The organism is Streptomyces sp. C (assembly GCF_000158895.1).
Lineage (GTDB): Bacteria > Actinomycetota > Actinomycetes > Streptomycetales > Streptomycetaceae > Streptomyces > Streptomyces racemochromogenes.
Map to the genome: position 1 here is coordinate 1,168,768 of NZ_GG657750.1, position 20,072 is coordinate 1,188,839.

Sequence of the window (20,072 nt, forward strand, 5' to 3'; positions counted from 1 at the left end):
TCAGGTTGACCGCGGGCAGGGTGACCAGGGCCAGGACCAGCCCGGCCGCGACGAACGCGGCCACCGGCCGGATGACGTCGAAGCCGACCCCGGACACGGAGCCCGCGTTCCAGAACCGCAGCGCGTTCAGCGACGCCTGGTCGGACAGCGCGACGGCCGTGGTCATCGCCGCGAGGAACACCGTCACCCCTTGCCCGGCCAGTGCCAGGGTCAGCGGGTTGCCGGCTCCCCGCCCGATGCTCGCCAGCCCGAACACGACGGCCCCGGCCACCGCCGCCCCCAGGAAGGCGAACCAGACGTACTGGAACGGGCTGCCGAGCCCGAACACCGCGATGACGGTCACCACGGCGAACGAGGCGCCGGAGTTCACCCCCAGCAGGCCCGTGTCGGCGATCGGGTTGCGCGTGTACCCCTGGATCAGCGCCCCGCCGGCCCCCAGGGCGGTGCCCGCCACGATCGCGAGCACCGTCCGGGGCACCCGTACGGTCTGCACGATGAGCCTGATCTCGGTGAGCCGCCGGTCGGGGTCCGGCGCCGCGAACAGGCCCTGCCACACCTCCGCGGGGGTCAGCGCGCGGGCGCCGACGGCCAGCGAGACCAGGGCGGCCGCCAGCAGGACCGCCACCAGCGCGCCCGGCCCCGCCACCCGCCGCCGGCGCGCCGCCCGGGAGGCACCCCCGGCCGCCCGGCGTTCCACCGTGCTCGTGCCCATGTCCGAGTACGCCGTCCCTTCCGCTAGCGGGCGGTGCTGCCGGTGCCGTCCGCGACGGTCCGGGCCGTGCCGGAGCCGGAGCCGGGTCCTGCGCTCCGGCCGAGGAGCGAGTCGAGGATCTCGCCGACCCTGACGGCGGTGTTGGACAGCAGGGAGGAGGTGATGCCGTGCGTGTGCTCGGTTCCGCCCTGCACGTAGATGCCGCAGCGCACGCCGGGGTCGGTGCCGATGCGGTAGTCGCGTCCGACGCGTACGCGCCCCTCCTCGTCGCGCAGGCAGCGGCCGGCGACCTCGCCGAGCAGGCCGAGCGGGTCGGCGGGCCGGTAGCCGGTGGCGAAGACCACGGCGTCGGCGTCCAGGGGGGTCTCCTCGCCGGTGACCAGGGACCGCACGGTGGCCCGCACTCCGGCGCCGGGGTCCTCCTTCACCTCGGTCAGCCGGGAGACGTTGAGGAAGCGCAGGCGTTCGGTGCCGAGGACCTTCTCCTGGTACATCTGCCGGTACAGGTCGTCGATCAGGTCGATGTCGACCACGGAGTAGTTGGTGTTGCGGTGGTAGTCCATCAGCCCGCGCTTGACGTCCTCGGGGGCGGTGAAGAACTCGTCGACCGCGCCGGGGTCGAAGATCCGGTTGGCGAAGCCGCTGTCGTCGGCGGGGCTGTAGCCGTAGCGGGTGAAGACGGCGCAGACCTCGGCCCCGGGGAAGCGGCGGTGCAGGTAGGCCACGTTCTCCGCGGCGCTCTGTCCCGCACCCACGACGATGAACCGGGAGGGCGCGGTCCCCGCCATCTCCTCGACCCTGGTCAGCAGTTCGGAGGTGTGCCAGACGTGCTCCGTGCGCTCCATCCCGTCCGGCATCAGGGGGCGCAGCCCGGTGCCGATGACGAGGTTGCGGGCCCGGTGCAGGGCCAGCCCCTCGCCCGAACGGACGGTGACGTCGAGGTGTTCGACGACCCCGTCGGACAACACGGGGGTCACCCCCACGACCTCGTGGCCGTAGCTGACCATGTCGTCGACCTGGGCCGCGGCCCATTCCAGGTAGTCGTGGAACTCCACCCGCAGGGGGAAGAGGCTCTTGTGGTTGATGAAGTCGACCAGCCGGTCCCTGCTCTTGAGGTAGCACAGGAAGCTGAACTCGCTGGCCGGGTTCCGCAGGGTCACCAGGTCCTTGAGGAAGGACACCTGCATGGTGGCGTCGTCGATGAGCATGCCCCGGTGCCAGCCGAACCGCGGCTGCACCTCGAAGAACTGGGCGGTGACCGCGTCCTGTCTGCCGGCGCGCGCGTTGTGCTCGCTGAGCGCGATCGCCATGGCCACGTTCGACGGCCCGAAGCCGATGCCTACGAGGTCGTGGATCAGAGGGGCGTCGCCGGGACGAGCCTGTGCCATGTCACTCCCATCGTGCCGGGGGCCGGGGCCCGGCCCGAAACTTAGGTAAGGCTAAGCTCACGATCTCGGAGCTGTCGAGGGGCCGAAGCGGGCCGGCGGGAGCACGCGGACGCCAACACGCCCCCCCATGCGCCCCGTTGCACACTTAGGCAAGCCTTGCTTAACTGACCGGCGGCCAACCCCCTGCGCTGAGGAGGAACTCCATGCGGGTCGTCATGTTCGGCTACCAGACCTGGGGGCACCGCACCCTGCAAGCCCTCCTGGACTCCGAACACGACGTGGTGCTGGTCGTCACGCATCCCCGGAGCGAGCACGTCTACGAGAAGATCTGGAGCGACTCCGTCGCCGACCTCGCCGAGGAGCACGGCGTCCCGGTGCTGCTGCGCAACCGGCCCGACGACGAGGAGCTGTTCGAGCGCCTCAAGGCAGCCGACCCGGACGTCATCGTCGCCAACAACTGGCGGACGTGGATCCCCCCGCGCGTCTTCGGCCTCCCCCGCCACGGCACCCTGAACGTGCACGACTCGCTGCTCCCGAAGTACGCCGGCTTCTCCCCGCTGATCTGGGCCCTGATCAACGGGGAGTCCGAAGTGGGCGTCACCGCGCACATGATGAACGACGAGCTCGACGCCGGCGACATCGTGCGGCAGGAGGCGGTCCCGGTCGGACCGGAGGACACCGCCACCGACCTCTTCCACAAGACCGTCGACCTGATCGCCCCGGTCACCATCGGCGCGCTCGGCCTGATCGCCTCCGGGCAGCGGGAGTTCACCCGCCAGGACCGCTCGCAGGCGAGCTTCTTCCACAAGCGCTCGGTCGAGGACGGCCGCATCGACTGGACCTGGCCAGCCCAGACCCTCGAACGCCTGGTCCGCGCCCAGTCCGACCCGTACCCCAGCGCCTTCACCTTCCACCGGGGCCGGCGCCTCGAGGTCCTGGCCGCCAGGGTCTCCCGCGCCCGGTACGGCGGCACGCCCGGCCGGATCTTCTACCGCGAGGGCGACGGCGTGGTGATCGTCGCCGGCGCCGACGCGGCCACCGGCCGCAACCACGGCCTGGCGGTCACCCGCGTACGCACCGAGGACGGGCGCGAACTGCCCGCGACCGAGTACTTCACCTCCATGGGCGGCTACCTGACCCGGGAGCCGACGTAGCGGTGGCCGGATCCGGCCGCGGCGGAGACGACGGTCCGCCCCGGGGCGCGCCCGTGGCCTGAACCGGGCGCCCGGCGGGGCGGCCGGGCGGCCGCGCTCACGGCCGCCGGCCGCCGGCCGGTACGGTTCCGGCATGGACGTTTCCGCAAAGAGTTCGAATCCCGAACGCACGGGCCAGGCGGCCCGGATCCTGGACGCCGCGCGTGCGCAGCTGGCGAAACTGGGGGCCGCAGGGCTGTCCCCGGAGGCCGTGGCGCACGAGGGCGGCCTCGCCGTCACCGACGTGGAAGCCGTCTTCCCGCACCGGGACGACCTGTTGACCGCCCTGGTCATCGACGCGTACGACGCGTCCGGTGCCGCGATGGAGCGGGCCGACGCGGACGCGGCGGCCGCGGGGGCGCCGGCGGGCGCGCGGCTGCTCGCGGCCACGCGGGCGCTGCGGCAGTGGTCGTTCGAGAACCCGGCCGAGTTCACCCTGATCTACGGCTCGCCCGTGCCCGGGTACCACGCGCCGCAGGACACGGTCCCGCCCGCCTCCCGTACGCCCGCCGTGCTCGCCGGGGTCATCCGCTCGGCCCTGGAGGCCGGTGAACTGACCCCGCCCCGGCGGACGCCGCCCGCCCGCCGGCTGCTGCTGCCCGAGGCCGTGGCGGCCTTCGGCGGCGTGCCCGGGGCTCCGTTCTCGGACATCATCGAGCGCGGCATCGTCCTGTGGAGCAACCTGATCGGCCTCCTGGTCTTCCAGGTCTTCAGCCGCACCCACGACAGCGTCAGCGACGAGGCCGCCTTCTTCGACTACGCGATCGCCGTGGCGGCCGAGAGCGTCGGACTCGACGTCCCCCTGACCGAGAAGACCGCCTGAACCGTCCGCCCCCTACGCGGCACCCGCAGAAAATCCAGGACGTGAACACCACCAGAACCCTCTGCTTCGTCATAGCGGCGCTGTCGTCGTACGCGGCGCTCGTCTACCGGCTGTCACAGGCGCGCCGCAGCTGGCGGGACAGCGCCTACCGCGCGCTGATCACCACCCTCCTGCTCCAGTGCCTGACCTTCACGATGGGCGCCGTCGCCATGGGCGGCGGCAGCGTCCTCGGCGTGGGCAACCTCGCCATCCTCCTCATGCACCTGGCGGCGGTGGCCTTCTGCGTCAGCTCGCAGATCATCCTGCTGAAGTGGGCGGACGCCGACGAGGGCGCGCTGCGCAGGGCGCGCTGGTGGACCGTCACCGGCTTCGCCCTGAACGTGCTGCTCGTCGCGCTGTTCCTGCTCGCCGACGGCACGAACCGGCCGTCCTCCGACTTCGACACGGGCAGCGGCCAGCCGCTGGTGCTGACGTACCTGCTGGCCTTCATCGTGTCGCAGGCGGTTCCCTGCGTCACGATCTTCCGCCAGTGCGGCCCCTACGCCGAGATGACCGACAACGCCTCGCTGCGCCAGGCGCTGCGGATGCTGCGCGTGGCCGCCGTGGTCCTCTTCCTGTACTGCTCGGCGAGGACGGTCAACATCCTGACGTCGGCGGCGGGGATCGACATCGGCGTCTGGAAGCTCGCGTCGAACGTCTTCAGCGCGACGGGCATCGTGATCCTGTCGCTGAGCCTGACCAACTCCTCCTGGGGCCCCTCGGCCACCCGGCTGCTGGACTGGGCGCGCAGCTACCGGTCCTACCGGGCGCTGTACCCGCTGTGGCGGGACCTGTACGAGTCCTCCCCGGACATCGCGCTGGAGCCGCCGAGCGCCGCGGTCTCGGAAATGGACTACCGGCTGCACCGCCGGGTCGTGGAGATACGCGACGGGTGGCGGGATCTGCGCCCCTACATCGACCGCACCGCCCCCGGCTCCGGCGGGCCCGGCAAGGACGCCAGCGAGGAGTCCCGGCAGGCGTTCACGGAAGCGGCGCAGATCAAGCAGGCCCTGCTGGCGAAGCGGAACGGCACCGTCCCTCAGGACAGCAAGGACGCCGGCGATTTCGACGACCGCGACACCGACAACTTCACGGCGGAGGTCGCATGGCTCACCAAAGTGGCGGCTGCCTACAGTAAGCTCGGCACCGCGAGTTGAAGCTCCCGCCCGGTTTGCATCCCCCGTCAAACCGGGCGGGCAGCTCCCCCGTTACCCCCCGTCTCCGCACGGGGCGGGAACGGGCGGTTCACCGCCCGGACTGGCCCGGCCCATCCCCCGAGGGCCGGGCCAGTCCGTTTTTCACCGGCAAGCCAACCGACAAACCCCCGTGAGTCGAGTTAACTGCCAGCTATCGGCGAGACCCAACGTTGGCGGAGTCCAGCCCAATTGTCAACTGACCGCTAATCTGTGAAACTGACGTATAGCCAAGGGCTATACCGAGGAGGTGAGGGAGGAAGGATCACCATGACCGACACCGAGACCGAGGCCGACGACCGGCCCCTGCTCGCGACACGCCTCGACGACCTCTTCAAGACCGTCCGCCCCAAGGGCAAGCACTGGACGAACGCCGAGGTGGCGGAAGAGCTCAAGCGGGCCAACCCCGAACTCAAGGTCGGCGGTGTCTACCTGTCCCAGCTGCGGACCGGCAAGCGCTCCAACCCCTCGCCCGACCTCCTGGCCGCCCTCGCCCGCTTCTTCGGAGTCTCGGTCGCCTACTTCTTCGACGACAAGGTCGCCGAGTCCGTGCTCAGCCAGGTGGCCGCCATCGAGGCGCTGCGCCAGTCCGGCGTCCGCGCCGTGGCCATGCGGGCGGCCGGCATGAAGAAGGAGAACCTCGCCGCGATCACGGCCATCATGGACCAGTACCGGCAGTTGCAGGGCCTTCCCCCCGTCACCGACTCCGGCGACGCCGAATGAGGGGCGCCTGGAAGGAGCGGGCCGCCGACCACGACCGCCGCAGCCAACTGAAGAAGCTGCGCAAGGCCGGGGCCCGCAGGCTCGCCGAACTCGACCTCCCCGAGGCCCCCGACGTCGCCGAACTCTGCCGCCACCTCGGCGAGGTCCGCGACCGCCCGATCATCCTGGTCCCGATGCAGATGCCCTCGTCGCACCCGTGCGGCATGTGGGTCGCCGCCCGCGACGAGGACCTGATCTTCTACGACGCCAACACCACCAGCGCGCATCAGGAGCACATCATCTTGCACGAGCTGGGCCACATCATCTGCTGCCACCGCGGGGCCGGCGGACTGGACGAGGCGGCAGCGCGCCTCCTGTTCCCCGACCTCGACCCCGACATCGTGCGCGACATGCTCCTGCGCGCGACCTACGACGACGTCCAGGAGCAGGAGGCGGAGATCATCGCCTACCTGCTCTCGCAGCGCATGGGCGGCGCCGAACAGCCGCAGGGCACCGACCCGGACGTGCGGGAGGGCGACGCCCCCGCCAAGAGCGCCACCCTCAGCCGCATCGAACGCACCCTGATCTGAGGTGGGATTACCCGGCGGCTCCTCCCCCGGCGGACGCCACCTCCCCGGCCAGCAGGGCGACGGCACGCCTGATGTCGTCCTCGCGGTGCTCGCTGGTGATGAAGAACCGCAGCCGCGAGAGCCCCTCCTCCACCGCCGGGTGGAAGATGGGGTCGGCGATCACGCCCCGCTCGAAGAGGCCGTGCGCGACCCGCAGGGTCTTCGCCGAGTCCCCGAGGATGCACGGCACGATCGGAGTGCCCCCGCTGGAGCCCGTCGACAGCCCGGCCGCCGCGGCGAGGTCCAGGAACAGCGCGGAGTTGCGCCGCAGCGCCCGGACCCGCTCCGGCTGCGCCGTCATCAGCTCGGTGGCGGCCAGCGCCGCCGCCGCGTTGGCCGGGGTCAGGCCGACGCTGTAGACGAAGCCGGGGAGCGTGTGGCGCAGCCAGCGCACCATCCGGGCCGAGCCGCCGAGGTAGCCGCCGCAGCTGGCGAAGGCCTTGGAGAGGGTGCCCATCCACAGGTCCACGTCGGCGCGGTCGACCCCGTGGAACTCGCCGACGCCCCGGCCGTGTTCGCCCACGGTGCCGATGCTGTGCGCCTCGTCCACCATCAGCAGGGCGCCGAAGCGCTTCTTCAGCTCGATCACGGCGGGCAGGTCGACGAGGTCCCCGTCCATGCTGTACGCGCCCTCGACGGCGATCAGGACCCGCCGGAACCGGGACCGGTTGAGCCTCAGCATCCGCTCCAGGGCGGCCGTGTCGTTGTGGGCGAAGGGGCGGCGGGCGGCTCCCGACAGGGCGCAGCCCTGGAGGATGCTGTCGTGGGCGAGCGCGTCGTGGACCACGAGGTCGCCGGGGCCCACGAGGTGGCCTATCGCGGTGACGTTGGTGGCGTGGCCGCTGACCAGCGTCAGGCAGTCCCCGACGCCGAGGAACTCGGTGAGCGCCCGCTCCAGCCGGACGGTCAGGTCGCGTTCGCCGGAGAGCACCCGGCTCGCCGAGACGGAGGTCCCGTACCGGTCCACCGCCTCGTGCACGGCCGCGTTGACCGCCGGATGGCCGGACAGGCCGAGGTAGTTGTAGCTGCCGAAGGACAGGTACGGGCGGCCGCCGATCACGGTGGTGTCGGTGATGGTGCCCTCGTGGACCCGGAAGTACGGGTACCCCGCGGGGCTGCCCGTGACCGCGTCGAGCCGCTCCTCGAAGCGGGCCACCTCGGGGAACTCGTCGACCCGGGCGGAGTCGGGGCTCCACTGGGGCGGCACGTCGAGGAAAATCGTTTCGGCATGAGGCGCGGGGGCGGCGGGGAGCACCGTCGCGTCCTGGGCTTCCTCCCCGGCCGCCACGGCGATCAGCCGGGCGATGGTGAGGCCGGGCGTGAACAGCTCCTCGGCGCGGAAGCCCGGTACCCGCTTGCCGATGTTGACCTCCAGCTCCTGGAGCATGAGGGAGTCGAAGCCGAGGTCGGTGACCAGCGACATGTCCGCGCTCAGGTCCGAGAGCGGGAAGACCCCGGCCCGCGACACCTCCTCCAGCACGACCGTGGCGACGGACTCCGCGCCGGGGCCGGCCGCCGCGGCCGCGGACGGCCGCTCCGCCGCCCACGCGTCCCCGGGCGCGTCCGGCCCGGCCGCCTCGCGGGCCGACTCGTCCACGGCCCAGTGCCGGCGCGGGGCGAGCGGGCTCGGCGGCAGCGTGCACGGCGGTACGCGCGGCCCGGGCACCGCGGGCCGCTCCGCCCCGGCGTCCTCCGTACGCCCCGCCTCCACCCCTGCGGCGGCCTCCGTCAGCCGCGCCACGGCGTCGGCGGCGTCGTCCACCACCAGGGTCAGGCGTTCCCCGAGCGGGGCCCGGCGGGCCAGGGTGTCCGCCACCGCGGCCGGCTCCGGCCGGTCCTCGGCGATCACCGCGGCCAGCTCCCGGGCGTGCCGGGCCAGCCCCGCCCGGTCGCGGGCGGTGAGCACCAGCACGTGCGGCCCCTCCCCCCGCGCGGCGGGCACGGCCGGGCCGGGGGCCTGCTCCACCACCATGTGGACGCCGGTGCCGCCGAAGCCGAAGGCGCTCACCCCGGCCCGCCGGGGCCCGCCGGTCTCCGGCCAGCGGACCGGCGCCGTCGGGACGGTCAGCCGCGCGGAGTCCAGCAGGGCGGAGTCGGCCGCTTCGAACTCCGGCTGGGGCGGGATCACTCCCCGGTGCACGGCCAGCACCGACTTGATGAGCCCCGCCATGCCGGCGGAGTTCAGCGAGTGGCCGACCACCGCCTTCACCGCGCCGAGACGGGCCGGGCGGGCGCCCTCGCCACGGAGCTCGCGCAGGACTTCGAGCTCGACGGGGTCGCCGACCGTGGTGCCGGTGCCGTGCGCCTCCAGGTAGTCCACCGCGTCCGGTTCGAGGTCGGCGTCCCGGTAGGCGCGGCGCAGGGCGCGGAGCTGGCCGGCCGCCCTGGGGGTGCATCCCCGCCCTGCACGGTCCCGTCGTTGGCCGTGCCGATGCCCCGGATCACCGCGTAGACGCGGTCGCCGGCGGCCAGTGCGTCGGACAGGGGCCGCAGGACCAGGATCCCGGCTCCCTCCCCGAGGACGAACCCGTCGGCCTTCGCCCCGAAGGGCAGGCACCGGCCGCTGCGCGAGATCGCGCCGATCCGGCACAGGCCCACCAGCAGGTCGGGGGTGAGCACCAGCTGTGCGCCGCCCGCCAGGGCTATGCGGGTGCGGCCCGCGCGCAGCGCGTACACGGCGTTGGCCACGGCCATGAGGCCGCCGGAGCAGGCGGAGTCCAGGGCGTAGCTCTCGCCGTGCAGGTCGAAGACCGAACTGATGGTGTTCGGCCCCATGTTGAGCAGGAGCCCGGCGGCGGAGGTGCCGTGCAGGCCGTCGACCGCGCGGACCGTCTCCTGCCAGCGCGGGTCGGCCGCCCGCGCCCCGAACTCGCCGCCGGCCAGCTGGCGCATGCGCAGCCGCATGGTGCTGAGCTGGCGGTAGCCGCTCTCGGTGAGGGCGGTGATGACCGAGGTCTCCTCGCGGTCGAAGCCGTCGACCTCCCACCCCGCGTCCTGGACCGCCTCGCGGGCGAGGTCGATCAGCAGCCGGTGCTGGGGGTCCATGGCCCTGGCCCGGCGCGGCGGGATGCCGTAGTGCGCGGCGTCGAACCGGTCCACGTCCGGCAGCAGGGCCATGGTGTCCGTGTAGGCGGCGGAGGTGTCGCGGAAGTCGTCGCTGAGGAAGGCGGCGGAGCGCCACCGCGAGTCGGGTATGCCGGAGAACTGCGGCTGCGGGTCCGTCAGGAGCCGCCAGTACTGGTTGAGGTCGCGGGCTCCGGGGAACCTGCACGCCATGCCGACGACGGCGATGTCGTCGCGCGTCACCGGGGAGGGCGGGGCGGGGAACGGCGGGTTCGGGGAGGTCGGGTTCGGAATGGCCTGGTTCGGGGAGGGCTGGTTCGGCGGGGTCATCGGCCGGCTGCCAGGCGCTCGCGCCACCACACCACGGTCGCCTTCACCTGCTCGTCGACGGGGGTGGCCCGGACGCCGAACGCGGTCTCCCAGGCGCTCGCGTCGACGACGAAGGGGCGGTCGAACTGGTAGCGGATCTCCTTGAGTTCGCGCAGCAGCGGGGAGAACAGCCCGCCGACGGCCAGGACGGCGGGGGGCAGTCCGCGCACCGCGACCGGACCGGTGCCCGCCTCGTCGGCCAGCCGGCGGGTCATCTCGCGGACGGACAGCGCGGGTCCGGTCGGCGCGTGCCAGGCCCGGCCCCAGGCGCGCTCGTCGCCCGCGGCCTCGGCCAGGGCCCGGGCCACGTCGGGGAGGTAGGTCCAGCTGTGCGGGGCGTCCGGGTCGCCGAGGGTGGAGACCGGCTTGCCGCGCAGCAGCGGGGGCAGTACGCGGGCGGCCAGGTGCCCGCCGTCGGTGACGCCGGGTCCGAAGAAGTCCGAGGCCCGCACTTCGACGGCCTTGAGGCGGCCCTGTTCGTGCAGTGCGCGCGCCCGCTCCCACACGGCCGCGCGGACCCGGCCCTTGGGGCCGGTCGCCGCGAGCGGCAGGTCCTCCGTCATGGGGCCGTCCACGGGGCCGTACCCGTAGAGGTTGCCGAGCATGACCAGGACGGCACCGGTGGCCTCGGCGGCCGTGCACAACGACGCGGCCAGCGCGGGCCATTCGGCGGCCCAGCGGTGGTAGGGCGGCGAGGCGCAGTTGTAGAGGGCGACGGCGTCCCGCGCCACCTCGGTCAGCCGGCCGCCGTCCCGGGCGTCCAGTGCGACGTGCTCGATGCCGGGCTCCGGGGCCCGGCCCGAGGCGGTGACGACCTTGACTGAGTGGCCCCGTTCGGCGAGCAGCCGAGCGGTGGCGGCCCCGGCGGGCCCGAAGCCTATGACGACATGAGAGTTCACGTACGCACAGTAGCGCGGGGGGTACCGGTCCCCGGTAAGGCACCCTCGGGTGGCACCGGCCCGTTTGGCTTGAAGACGCCCGGTGGTTTGGGCCGGTCAGGAGGGCTTTGCGCAGTGGAACGGGCGCCGGGGACCGGTCGGGACACGGCGACGGATCAGGATTCGAGAAGCGCCGGACCCCGGACCCCGCATAGCGTGGCTGCCGTACGGTGCGGCGGTCACGCCGCACGGGCCGGAGCGAGCGATGGAGACGTGAAGAGCATGGCCAAGAGGACGGACACGGGGTCCCCCGCGCCCCACATCGCCGACAGCCACGGTCTGATCCGCGTGCACGGCGCGCGCGTGAACAACCTGAAGGACGTCGCGATCGAGATCCCCAAGCGCCGGCTGACGGTGTTCACGGGCGTCTCCGGCTCGGGGAAGAGCTCGCTGGTGTTCGACACCATCGCCGCCGAGTCCCAGCGGATGATCAACGAGACGTACAGCGCCTTCGTCCAGGGCTTCATGCCCACGCAGGCACGGCCCGAGGCCGACGTGCTCGAAGGGCTGACGACGGCGATCATCGTCGACCAGCAGCGGATGGGCGCCGACCCCCGCTCCACGGTCGGCACCGCCACCGACGCCAACGCGATGCTGCGCATCCTCTTCAGCCGCCTCGGCGACCCGCACGCCGGCCCGCCCGGCGCGTACGCCTTCAACGTGCCCTCGGTCCGGGCGAGCGGGGCGATCACCGTCGAGAAGGGCGCCAAGAAGGCGGTGAAGGCGACCTTCCACCGCACCGGCGGCATGTGCCCGCGCTGCGAGGGCCGCGGCACCGTCTCCGACATCGACCTCACCCAGCTCTACGACGACTCCAAGTCCCTCAACGAGGGCGCGCTCACCGTTCCCGGCTACAGCGTGGACGGCTGGTACGGGCGGATCTTCGGCGGCTGCGGCTTCTTCGACCCGGACAAGCCGATCCGGAAGTTCACCAAGAGGGAACTGGCCGACCTCCTCCACAAGGAGCCGACCAAGATCAAGGTCGACGGCATCAACCTCACCTACGAGGGACTGATCCCGAAGATCCAGAAGTCGATGCTGTCCAAGGACCTCGACGCGCTCCAGCCGCACATCCGGGCGTTCGTGGAACGGGCCACGACCTTCGCCACCTGTCCCGAGTGCGAGGGGACCCGGCTCACCGCGGAGGCCCGCTCCTCGAAGATCGGCGGGATCAGCATCGCGGACGCCTGCGCGATGCAGATCAGCGACCTGGCCGCATGGGTGCGCGGCCTGGAGGAGCCGTCGGTGGCGCCGCTGCTGGACAAGCTGCGGCACACGCTGGACTCCTTCGTGGAGATCGGCCTGGGCTACCTCGCGCTCGACCGCCCGGCGGGCACGCTCTCGGGCGGCGAGGCGCAGCGCGTCAAGATGATCCGCCACCTGGGCTCGGCGCTCACCGACGTGACCTACGTCTTCGACGAGCCCACCACGGGCCTGCACCCCCACGACATCCAGCGGATGAACGACCTGCTGCTGCGGCTGCGCGACAAGGGCAACACGGTGCTGGTCGTGGAGCACAAGCCGCAGACGATCGCGATCGCCGACCACGTCGTCGACCTCGGCCCCGGGGCGGGCACCGCGGGCGGCACGGTCTGCTTCGAGGGCACTGTGGAGGGGCTGCGGGCCTCCGGTACGGTCACCGGCCGCCACCTGGGCGACCGCACCGGCCTGAAGAAGAGCGTGCGGACGCCCTCGGGCGCCCTGGAGATCCGCGGGGCGGACGCGCACAACCTGCGGGCGGTCGACGTGGACGTCCCGCTCGGGGTGCTGGTGGTGGTCACCGGGGTCGCCGGCTCCGGCAAGAGCTCGCTGGTGCACGGCTCGATCCCGGCGGAGGAGGGCGTGGTCTCCGTCGACCAGGGCCCGATCCGCGGCTCGCGCCGCAGCAACCCGGCGACGTACACGGGGCTGCTGGACCCGATCCGTTCGGCCTTCGCCAAGGCCAACGGGGTGAAGCCGGCCCTGTTCAGTGCCAATTCCGAGGGGGCCTGCCCGGCCTGCAACGGCGCCGGGGTGGTCTTCACGGACCTGGGGATGATGGCGGGCGTCTCCTCCACCTGCGAGGACTGCGAGGGCAAGCGCTACCAGGCGTCGGTACTGGACTACCGGCTCGGGGGCCGTGACATCAGCGAGGTGCTGGCGATGCCGGTGCGGGAGGCGGAGGAGTTCTTCGGTTCCGGGGAGGCCCGCGTCCCGGCCGCGCACCGCATCCTGGGCCGGCTCGCCGACGTCGGGCTGGGCTACCTCACCCTCGGCCAGCCGCTCACCACGCTGTCGGGCGGCGAACGGCAGCGGCTGAAGCTGGCCACCCACATGGCGGACAAGGGCGGGGTCTACGTCCTGGACGAGCCGACGACGGGCCTGCACCTGGCGGACGTGGAGCAACTGCTCGGGCTGCTGGACCGGCTGGTCGACTCCGGCAAGTCGGTGATCGTCGTCGAGCACCACCCGGCGGTCATGGCGCACGCGGACTGGATCATCGACCTCGGGCCGGGTGCCGGGCACGACGGCGGGCGGATCGTGTTCGAGGGCACGCCGGCCGACCTCGTCGCCGACGGCTCCACCCTCACCGCGGAGCACCTCGCGGCGTACGCGGGCGTCTGAGTCCCCCGGCAGCACGCGGGCCGTCCGGGCACCGGTATCCCCACACCGGAGGCCGGACGGCCCGTGCTGTGCGAACGGAGACGGCACGCGCTCGCGTCGCCCGGTCCGTACCCCCACGGTGGGACCGTGCTCCGGTCGGCGTGCCGCCGGCCGTCGTCCGGCTCCGTCGCACCACCAGTCTGTGGCCGGCCGACTCCCCTGGGCGCACTTCCTGACGCGCCCTTTGCACAAGGAGACCGATCTTTGACGCGGGCCTGACGATCCCGTTCCGGTTCGGCGGGGTTACTGCCAGTCGTCCCAGGGCGGGTCCTCGTCCAGGTCGAAGGGCGGTTCGTCCTCGTGGGAGAGCGGAGGTTCCGCTTCGCCGGCGGCCGGGGCCTTGGCGGACGGGGTGGCGGTGGCGGCGGTCGTGGCGGTGGCGGCAGTGGCGGCCTTGGTGGCAGTGAAGTCGGCGAGGGCCCCGATGACGCCCTCGCCGTACTTGGCGAGCTTGGCCTCGCCGACGCCGCCCACCCCGGACAGCTCCTCCACCGTGCCCGGCAGGAGCGTCGCGATCTCCCGCAGCGTGGCGTCGTGGAAGACGACGTACGCCGGGACGCCCTGCTCGCGCGCCGTCGCGGCCCGCCAGGCGCGCAGGGCCTCGAAGACCGGCACGGCCTCGGCGGGCAGGTCGACCGGGACCCGGGCGCTCTTGCCGGAGCGCGAGCCGGAGTCCTTCTTCCGGGAAGCGGCCGGGGCCTTCTCCTTGCGCATCTGGACCGTGCGGCGCCCGCCCAGCACCTCGCCGCTCGCGTCCGTCAGCACGAGGGTGCCGTAGTCGCCCTCCACCGCGAGCAGCCCCAGCGCCAGCAGCTGGCGGACGACCCCGCGCCACTCACCGGTGCTCAGGTCCGCGCCGACGCCGAACACCGACAGGGCGTCGTGGTCGAACTGGATGACCTTGGCGGTCTTCTTGCCCTGGAGGATGTCGATGATCTGCCCGGCGCCGAACTTCTGGCGCCGCTCCCGCGCGAGGCGCCACACCGTGGACAGCAGCTTCTGCGCGGCGACCGTCCCGTCCCAGGACTCGGCGGGCGTCAGGCAGGTGTCGCAGTTGCCGCAGGGCTCGCCGGACTGCCCGAAGTACGCGAGCAGCCGGACCCGCCGGCAGTCGACGGTCTCGCACAGCGCCAGCATGGCGTCCAGGTGCGCGGCCAGGGAGCGGCGGTGGTTCTCGTCGCCCTCGGAGCCGTCGATGAGCTTGCGCTGCTGGACCACGTCCTGGAGGCCGTACGCGAGCCAGGCGGTGGCCGGCTCGCCGTCGCGGCCGGCGCGGCCGGTCTCCTGGTAGTAGCCCTCGACGGACTTGGGCAGGTCGAGGTGGGCCACGAAGCGGACGTCGGGCTTGTCGATGCCCATGCCGAAGGCGATCGTGGCGACCACCACGACGCCGTCCTCGCGCAGGAACCGCGCCTGGTTCGCGGCGCGCGTGCGGGCGTCCATCCCGGCGTGGTAGGCCACGGCGTCGATGCCCTGTTCCACCAGGAAGGCCGCGGTCTTCTCCACCGAGGACCGCGACAGGCAGTAGACGACGCCGGCGTCCCCGTCGTGCTCGGACCTGATCAGCTCCAGCAGCTGCGCCAGCGGCTTGTCCTTGGCGGCGATGCGGTACTGGATGTTGGGCCGGTCGAAGCTGGCGACGAAGTGCCGGGCGTCCTCCAGGCCCAGCCGTTTCGCGATCTCGGCGTGGGTGGCCTCGGTGGCGGTCGCGGTCAGGGCGATCCGCGGCACCTTCGGCCACCGCTCGTGCAGCATCGACAGGGCCAGGTAGTCGGGCCGGAAGTCGTGGCCCCACTGGGCGACGCAGTGCGCCTCGTCGATCGCGAACAGGGACACCTTGCCCCGGTCGAGCAGCCGCTGGGTGCTCTCGGTGCGCAGCCGCTCGGGGGCCAGGTAGAGCAGGTCCAGCCCGTCGGCGAGGAAGGCCTGCTCGACGGCCTGCCGCTCGTACGGGTCCTGGGTGGAGTTGAGGAACCCGGCCCGCACCCCGAGGGCGGTGAGCGCGTCCACCTGGTCCTGCATCAACGCGATCAGCGGCGAGATGACGATGCCGGTGCCCTCTCTGACGAGCGCCGGGATCTGGTAGCAGAGCGACTTGCCGCCGCCGGTCGGCATCAGCACGAGGGCGTCGCCGCCCCCGGCGACCTGCTCGATGATCTGCTCCTGCTCACCGCGGAAGGAGCTGTAGCCGAACACGCGGTGGAGTACCTGCAGGGAGTCCGAGATCTCGGGGGAAGCGTCCGAAAGAGCCATTCGAGAAGCCTAGCGGCCCCCGCCGACAACCCGTCCCGCCTGTGGACGGCCGGCGGCCGGACCCAGCCGCCACAGCGGCGCGGCCCGGCGGTCGCCCAGCGCGGCGAACAGGCGCCGGGCCTCCCCGGCGCCCAGGTCCAGCTCCTCGGTGATCCGGCGGGTGGTGGCGTACGCGATCCCCTGCGCCAGCGTCTCCCGCTCCCAGGCGGCGAAGCGGGCCAGGACGGCGGCGGGGTCCCGGTCCGGGCGCGGTGCGGGCGGGGCGGCGGGCAGGGCCGCGGCGCGGCGGCGTTCGCGTTCGATCTCCGAGAAGCCGCAGACGGCGCGGGAGGCCTCCTCGGCCTCCGCCAGGCCGCCGGTGCCGGCCAGGGCGCGGGCGAGGGGGCTGAGGGTGAGGACGCGGTCCAGGGTGAGCCGGTGGACGGCGGCGGCCCCCGCGTCCAGGTGCACCGGCTGCGGGGCGTCCCGGGTGCCGCAGACCCCGCGCACCCCGCGGGCCGCCGCCACCAGCAGGGCGCTGGCCTCGGAGGGGTGCCAGTCGAAGACCCCGGCCACGACCCCGGTGTGGCCGGCGGCGAGGGTCAGGGCGGGTTCGCCGAGCCGGGGCAGCAAGTCGGGCGGGGGCACCTCGTTGTCGAGGCCGGGCCCGGCCACGTACACGCCGGTCGGCAGGCCGGTGGCCGCGCAGGCCGCGACGGCGAGGGCGTCGCCGAGCGGGCTGCGCAGGGTGGGCTCGTCGCCCCGGGCGACGATGTCGCCGCCCACGTCGACGAGGTCGATCCGGTCGGCGCGGCACCAGCGGGCGGCCGCCGCGATCTGGCGGGCGAGGCCGAGGGCGCCGCCGTAGGGGTCCAGCAGTCCGAGCCGCGGCCGCAGTTCGCCGGACAGCCGCGGGAGCAGGGAGCCGGCCGGGGCGACGGGCCGGGTCCCGGGGGTGACCAGGACGAGGTCCGGTGCGGCGGCCTCGGTGCCGTGGAAGTCGGCGGCGCGCCGGGGGCCCGGGACGGGGTCGACGACCAGCCGTTCCCAGGCGTAGGTCAGGACGAGTGCCGGGGTGTCCTCGCCGTACAGGGCGGCGTGGACCATGGCGGCCGTGATGGCGTCGCCGCCGCCCCCGGCGGCGATCAGAAGTCTGCGCGTGTTCTCCATGGCGGCCACGGATACACGGCCCCCGGGACGGAATCCCACCTTCCGCAACAAGTACATATGAAGCTCTACACACCGAAAGGCGGTTCATGGGAATTGCACTACTGAAATCGGCCCCGGCGCGAACCTAAGGTGACGCCTGGTCACGAAGAGTGACGTCCTCTTTTGCCGAGAGAGAGTCAATTCCCGCTATGAACGCGCCTGTTCTGCTTCCGACGCCGTCCTTCCCGGTCCCCTCCGCAGACGCGGATCCGGAAACCCCCTACGAGCAGTACGTGTACGCCTACCCGCACCAGAAGGCGTACCGCCTCCTGGAGGACGGCCCGCTGCTCGGCGACCTGTGGTCCCGGGAGCGCCTCGACGCGCTCTCCCTCTACGCGCACATCCCCTTCTGCGAGATGCGCTGCGGCTTCTGCAACCTCTTCACCCGCACCGGCGCCCCCGAGGAGGTCACCGGCGCCTTCCTCGCCACCCTGGAGCGGCAGGCGCGCGTGACCCGCGAGGCGCTGGAGGCCAAGGGCGAGCCGATCCGCTTCACCCTCGCCGCGTTCGGCGGCGGCACCCCGACCTACCTGACCGCGGACGAGCTCACCCGCCTCTGCGACATCAGCGAGAACATCATGGGCGCCGACCTCAAGGCCGCCTCCTGGTCGGTGGAGACCTCCCCCGCGACCGCGACCGCCGACCGGATCGCCGTACTCGCCGAGCGCGGCGCGACCCGGCTGAGCATCGGCGTGCAGAGCTTCGTCGACGAGGAGGCGCGCGCCGCGGTGCGGCCGCAGAAGCGGGCGGAGGTCGAGGCCTCGCTCGCCCGCCTCAAGGAGGCTCGGTTCCCGATCCTCAACATCGACCTCATCTACGGCATCGACGGCCAGACCGAGCGCACCTTCCGGGTCTCCCTGGACGCCGCCCTCGCCTGGGAGCCGGAGGAGATCTACCTCTACCCGCTGTACGTGCGCCCGCTGACCGGGCTGAGCACCCGCCACGCCAAGACGCTCCAGGACTGGAACGACCAGCGGCTGCGGCTCTACCGCTACGGCCGCGACCACCTCCTCTCCGCCGGCTACGAGCAGACCTCCATGCGGGTCTTCCGGCGGGCCGGCACCGCCGCCGTCGAGGACACCGACGGCAGCAGCATCAGCGAGTACAACCAGCAGGCCGGCATGGTCGGACTCGGCGTCGGCGCCCGCTCCTTCACCACCGACCTGCACTACACCACCGACTACGCCGTCGCGGTGCCCGAGGTGCGGCGGATCATCGACGACTACATCGCCACCCCCACCGAGCGGTTCCGGCGCGCCCAGTGGGCGTTCCGGATGGACGAGGGCGAGCGCCGCCGGATGTACGTGCTCCAGCACCTGCTGGAGTCCACGGGCATGCGCACCGACGCCTACGAGCAGCGGTTCGCGACGCGCTTCGAGGACGACTTCGCTCCCCAGCTCGACTTCCTGCTGAAGCGGAACTGGCTGCGGGAGAGCGGCGGCACGCTGGGCCTGACCCCGGACGGCATGGCCTGGGCCGACGCGATAGGCCCGATGTTCTTCTCGGAACGCGTCCGCACGAACATGACCTCCTACCAGGACCGGTAGCCGCCCCTACGGCTCGGCGCGGCGCCGCTCCGGCAGGGATACGAGGACCAGCCCGAGCAGCATCAGCGCCGCTCCGGCCGCCGCGCTCGGGCCGGGCCGCTCGCCCAGCACCGCGATCCCCAGCGCGGCCGCCACCAGCGGCTCGGTCAGGCTCAGCGTCCCCGTCGTCGCGGCGCTGAGCCGGCCGACGCCGCGCGTGAACAGCAGGTAGCCGAGCGCGGTCGTGCCGAGACCCAGCCAGCCGATCAGCGCGAGCGCCCGGCCCGTGGCCAGCCCCTCGGGAGCCACCAGCAGGTACGGGGAGACCAGCAGCCCCGCGCACAGCACGCTGACCGGGGCCGCCGTGGCGAGGTCCGCGCCCCGGGCGGCCAGCCGCTTCGCCGCGGCGATGTACACGCCGAAGCTCGCCCCGGACACCACCGCGAAGACCAGCCCCAGCAGGTCGGCCCGGGCCCCGCTGCCGGGCAGCAGCAACAGGGCGATGCCGGCCACGGCGCAGCCCGTCCCCCACAGCCAGCGCCGGGTGAGCCGCTCGCCGGTGAGCCACCGGGCGCTCAGGCCGCCGACCACGGGCACCGTCCCGAAGGCGACGGCCGTCGCCAGGGCCGCCCCGCCGCGCTCCACCGCCTGGAGGAAGCAGACCTGGAAGGCGGCCGTCACCAGCACGCTCAGCACGAGCCACCGGCCCGCTCCGGGCTTGCCCAGGGTGCGCAGCCCCGCCGGACGCACCGTCAGCAGGCTGAGCACGAGCCCGCCGAGCAGCATCCGGCAGGCCCCGAGCGACACCGGGTGCACCCCGGTGTCCGCCCACAGCTGGGCGGGCCCCACCGTCCCCCACAGCACCGCCGCCGCCAGTACGGACGCCACCGCTCCCACGGCTTCCCCTTTCGCCACTTCCGGAACGTGGCGAACGTATCCGGCGGGAGCCCCCGGACCTACTGGGGAAAACCATGGGATTCCGCCCGTCCGCCGGGCCCGGTCCGTGGCTTCGCACAAAGGCGCCGGGCGCTCAGGACGTGCGCCGCCCCAGCGGCAGCAGGTACTGGAGCGGCTGCTCCAGGTCGTCCAGGCCCAGGAGTTCGTGCGCGAGGTCGTCGTGGAACCCGCCCAGCGGAGTACCGGCCAGGCCCAGCGCCGCACCGGTCAGCAGCAGGGTCTGGGTGAGGTGGCCGGCCTCCAGCAGGGCCAGGCGCAGGGCGCGCAGGCCGTAGCGGCGGCGCAGCAGGCCGAGGTCCGCGTACACGGCGAGGACCGCGGGCGCCTCGTCGACGCCGATCCAGTGGGGGGCCGTGTCCGGCCGGGACAGGTACGTGGAGAGCGCCTTGAGGTCCGCCACGGCCGGCGCCGGGCCGACAAGGGCGCAGGGCGCGCCGCTCCGGCAGGCAGTCGTAC

At 73.1% G+C, this 20,072-nt stretch carries 14 protein-coding genes and 1 pseudogene; 7 read left to right on the forward strand and 8 right to left on the reverse strand.

Translation table 11 applies throughout. The annotated features are described in order from the left end of the window. A partial coding sequence (locus SSNG_RS05095; RefSeq protein ID WP_042800557.1) for an iron chelate uptake ABC transporter family permease subunit occupies nt 1-712 on the reverse strand: 712 nt, incomplete at its 3' end. A 23-nt stretch (nt 713-735) separates the two neighbouring features. Next, nucleotides 736-2,100: a lysine N(6)-hydroxylase/L-ornithine N(5)-oxygenase family protein gene (locus SSNG_RS05100; protein WP_007262732.1), complete on the reverse strand. Its 1,365-nt coding sequence runs from the start codon at nt 2,098-2,100 to the stop codon at nt 736-738. A 203-nt stretch (nt 2,101-2,303) separates the two neighbouring features. On the opposite strand from SSNG_RS05100, the gene SSNG_RS05105 reads away from it, so the two are divergent. The 5 genes from SSNG_RS05105 (at nt 2,304) to SSNG_RS05125 (ending at nt 6,640) form a co-directional block, all read left to right on the forward strand. Further along, nucleotides 2,304-3,254 (forward strand): methionyl-tRNA formyltransferase, encoded by a 951-nt coding sequence (locus SSNG_RS05105; RefSeq protein ID WP_007262733.1) that lies wholly within the window; start codon nt 2,304-2,306, stop codon nt 3,252-3,254. A 133-nt stretch (nt 3,255-3,387) separates the two neighbouring features. Further along, a complete protein-coding gene (locus SSNG_RS05110; protein WP_007262734.1) occupies nt 3,388-4,116 on the forward strand; it encodes a TetR-like C-terminal domain-containing protein in 729 nt (242 codons plus the stop codon). 41 nt (nt 4,117-4,157) lie between these two features. Next, nucleotides 4,158-5,312, forward strand: coding sequence for an MAB_1171c family putative transporter (locus tag SSNG_RS05115; protein ID WP_042800559.1), 1,155 nt, complete (start codon nt 4,158-4,160; stop codon nt 5,310-5,312). Between the two features lie 306 nt (nt 5,313-5,618). After that, on the forward strand, nt 5,619-6,071 hold the full coding sequence (locus tag SSNG_RS05120) for a helix-turn-helix domain-containing protein (RefSeq protein WP_007262736.1): 453 nt from the start codon (nt 5,619-5,621) through the stop codon (nt 6,069-6,071). Continuing rightward, nucleotides 6,068-6,640, forward strand: a complete 573-nt coding sequence (locus SSNG_RS05125; protein ID WP_042800560.1) for a toxin — start codon at nt 6,068-6,070, stop codon at nt 6,638-6,640. Before SSNG_RS05120 ends, SSNG_RS05125 begins: the two co-directional genes overlap by 4 nt. A 7-nt stretch (nt 6,641-6,647) precedes the next feature. Here SSNG_RS05125 and SSNG_RS05130 read toward each other — a convergent pair. Together SSNG_RS05130 and SSNG_RS05135 are read right to left on the reverse strand one after the other, a co-directional pair. Further along, nucleotides 6,648-9,955, reverse strand: a pseudogene (locus SSNG_RS05130) (aminotransferase class I/II-fold pyridoxal phosphate-dependent enzyme). 113 nt (nt 9,956-10,068) lie between these two features. Beyond that, nucleotides 10,069-11,010, reverse strand: coding sequence for an NAD-dependent epimerase/dehydratase family protein (locus SSNG_RS05135; protein WP_007262739.1), 942 nt, complete (start codon nt 11,008-11,010; stop codon nt 10,069-10,071). Nucleotides 11,011-11,271: 261 nt separating this feature from the next. On the opposite strand from SSNG_RS05135, the gene SSNG_RS05140 reads away from it, so the two are divergent. Beyond that, on the forward strand, nt 11,272-13,653 hold the full coding sequence (locus SSNG_RS05140; RefSeq protein ID WP_042802977.1) for an excinuclease ABC subunit UvrA: 2,382 nt from the start codon (nt 11,272-11,274) through the stop codon (nt 13,651-13,653). Between the two features lie 282 nt (nt 13,654-13,935). Here the strand turns inward: SSNG_RS05140 and recQ are convergent, their stop codons facing one another. Together recQ and SSNG_RS05150 are read right to left on the reverse strand one after the other, a co-directional pair. Next, a complete protein-coding gene (gene recQ, locus SSNG_RS05145; RefSeq protein WP_007262741.1) occupies nt 13,936-15,945 on the reverse strand; it encodes a DNA helicase RecQ in 2,010 nt (669 codons plus the stop codon). A gap of 9 nt (nt 15,946-15,954) precedes the next feature. Continuing rightward, nucleotides 15,955-17,094 carry a DUF1152 domain-containing protein gene (locus SSNG_RS05150; RefSeq protein WP_128637381.1) on the reverse strand — a complete coding sequence of 380 codons (1,140 nt, stop codon included), beginning with the start codon at nt 17,092-17,094 and terminating at the stop codon, nt 15,955-15,957. Between the two features lie 188 nt (nt 17,095-17,282). Here SSNG_RS05150 and SSNG_RS05155 point away from each other — a divergent pair, with 188 nt between their 5' ends. Beyond that, nucleotides 17,283-18,680 carry an STM4012 family radical SAM protein gene (locus tag SSNG_RS05155; RefSeq protein WP_042800561.1) on the forward strand — a complete coding sequence of 466 codons (1,398 nt, stop codon included), beginning with the start codon at nt 17,283-17,285 and terminating at the stop codon, nt 18,678-18,680. 6 nt (nt 18,681-18,686) lie between these two features. Here SSNG_RS05155 and SSNG_RS05160 read toward each other — a convergent pair whose 3' ends face one another. Both SSNG_RS05160 and SSNG_RS38620 read right to left on the reverse strand, forming a co-directional pair. Continuing rightward, nucleotides 18,687-19,574, reverse strand: coding sequence for an EamA family transporter (locus SSNG_RS05160; RefSeq protein WP_007262744.1), 888 nt, complete (start codon nt 19,572-19,574; stop codon nt 18,687-18,689). A gap of 115 nt (nt 19,575-19,689) precedes the next feature. Next, nucleotides 19,690-20,072, reverse strand: a 383-nt coding sequence (locus tag SSNG_RS38620) for a nitroreductase family protein (RefSeq protein ID WP_347232442.1), incomplete at its 5' end; no start/stop codon positions are given.

Excerpts from the sequence above, each read along its gene's own strand:
- SSNG_RS05100 (WP_007262732.1), bottom strand. The coding sequence starts at position 2,100 with ATGGCACAGGCTCGTCCCGGCGACGCCCCTCTGATCCACGACCTCGTA.
- SSNG_RS05105 (WP_007262733.1), top strand. The coding sequence starts at position 2,304 with ATGCGGGTCGTCATGTTCGGCTACCAGACCTGGGGGCACCGCACCCTG.
- SSNG_RS05110 (WP_007262734.1), top strand. The coding sequence starts at position 3,388 with ATGGACGTTTCCGCAAAGAGTTCGAATCCCGAACGCACGGGCCAGGCG.
- SSNG_RS05120 (WP_007262736.1), top strand. The coding sequence starts at position 5,619 with ATGACCGACACCGAGACCGAGGCCGACGACCGGCCCCTGCTCGCGACA.
- SSNG_RS05125 (WP_042800560.1), top strand. The coding sequence starts at position 6,068 with ATGAGGGGCGCCTGGAAGGAGCGGGCCGCCGACCACGACCGCCGCAGC.
- SSNG_RS05140 (WP_042802977.1), top strand. The coding sequence starts at position 11,272 with ATGGCCAAGAGGACGGACACGGGGTCCCCCGCGCCCCACATCGCCGAC.
- recQ (WP_007262741.1), bottom strand. The coding sequence starts at position 15,945 with ATGGCTCTTTCGGACGCTTCCCCCGAGATCTCGGACTCCCTGCAGGTA.
- SSNG_RS05150 (WP_128637381.1), bottom strand. The coding sequence starts at position 17,094 with ATGGAGAACACGCGCAGACTTCTGATCGCCGCCGGGGGCGGCGGCGAC.
- SSNG_RS05155 (WP_042800561.1), top strand. The coding sequence starts at position 17,283 with ATGAACGCGCCTGTTCTGCTTCCGACGCCGTCCTTCCCGGTCCCCTCC.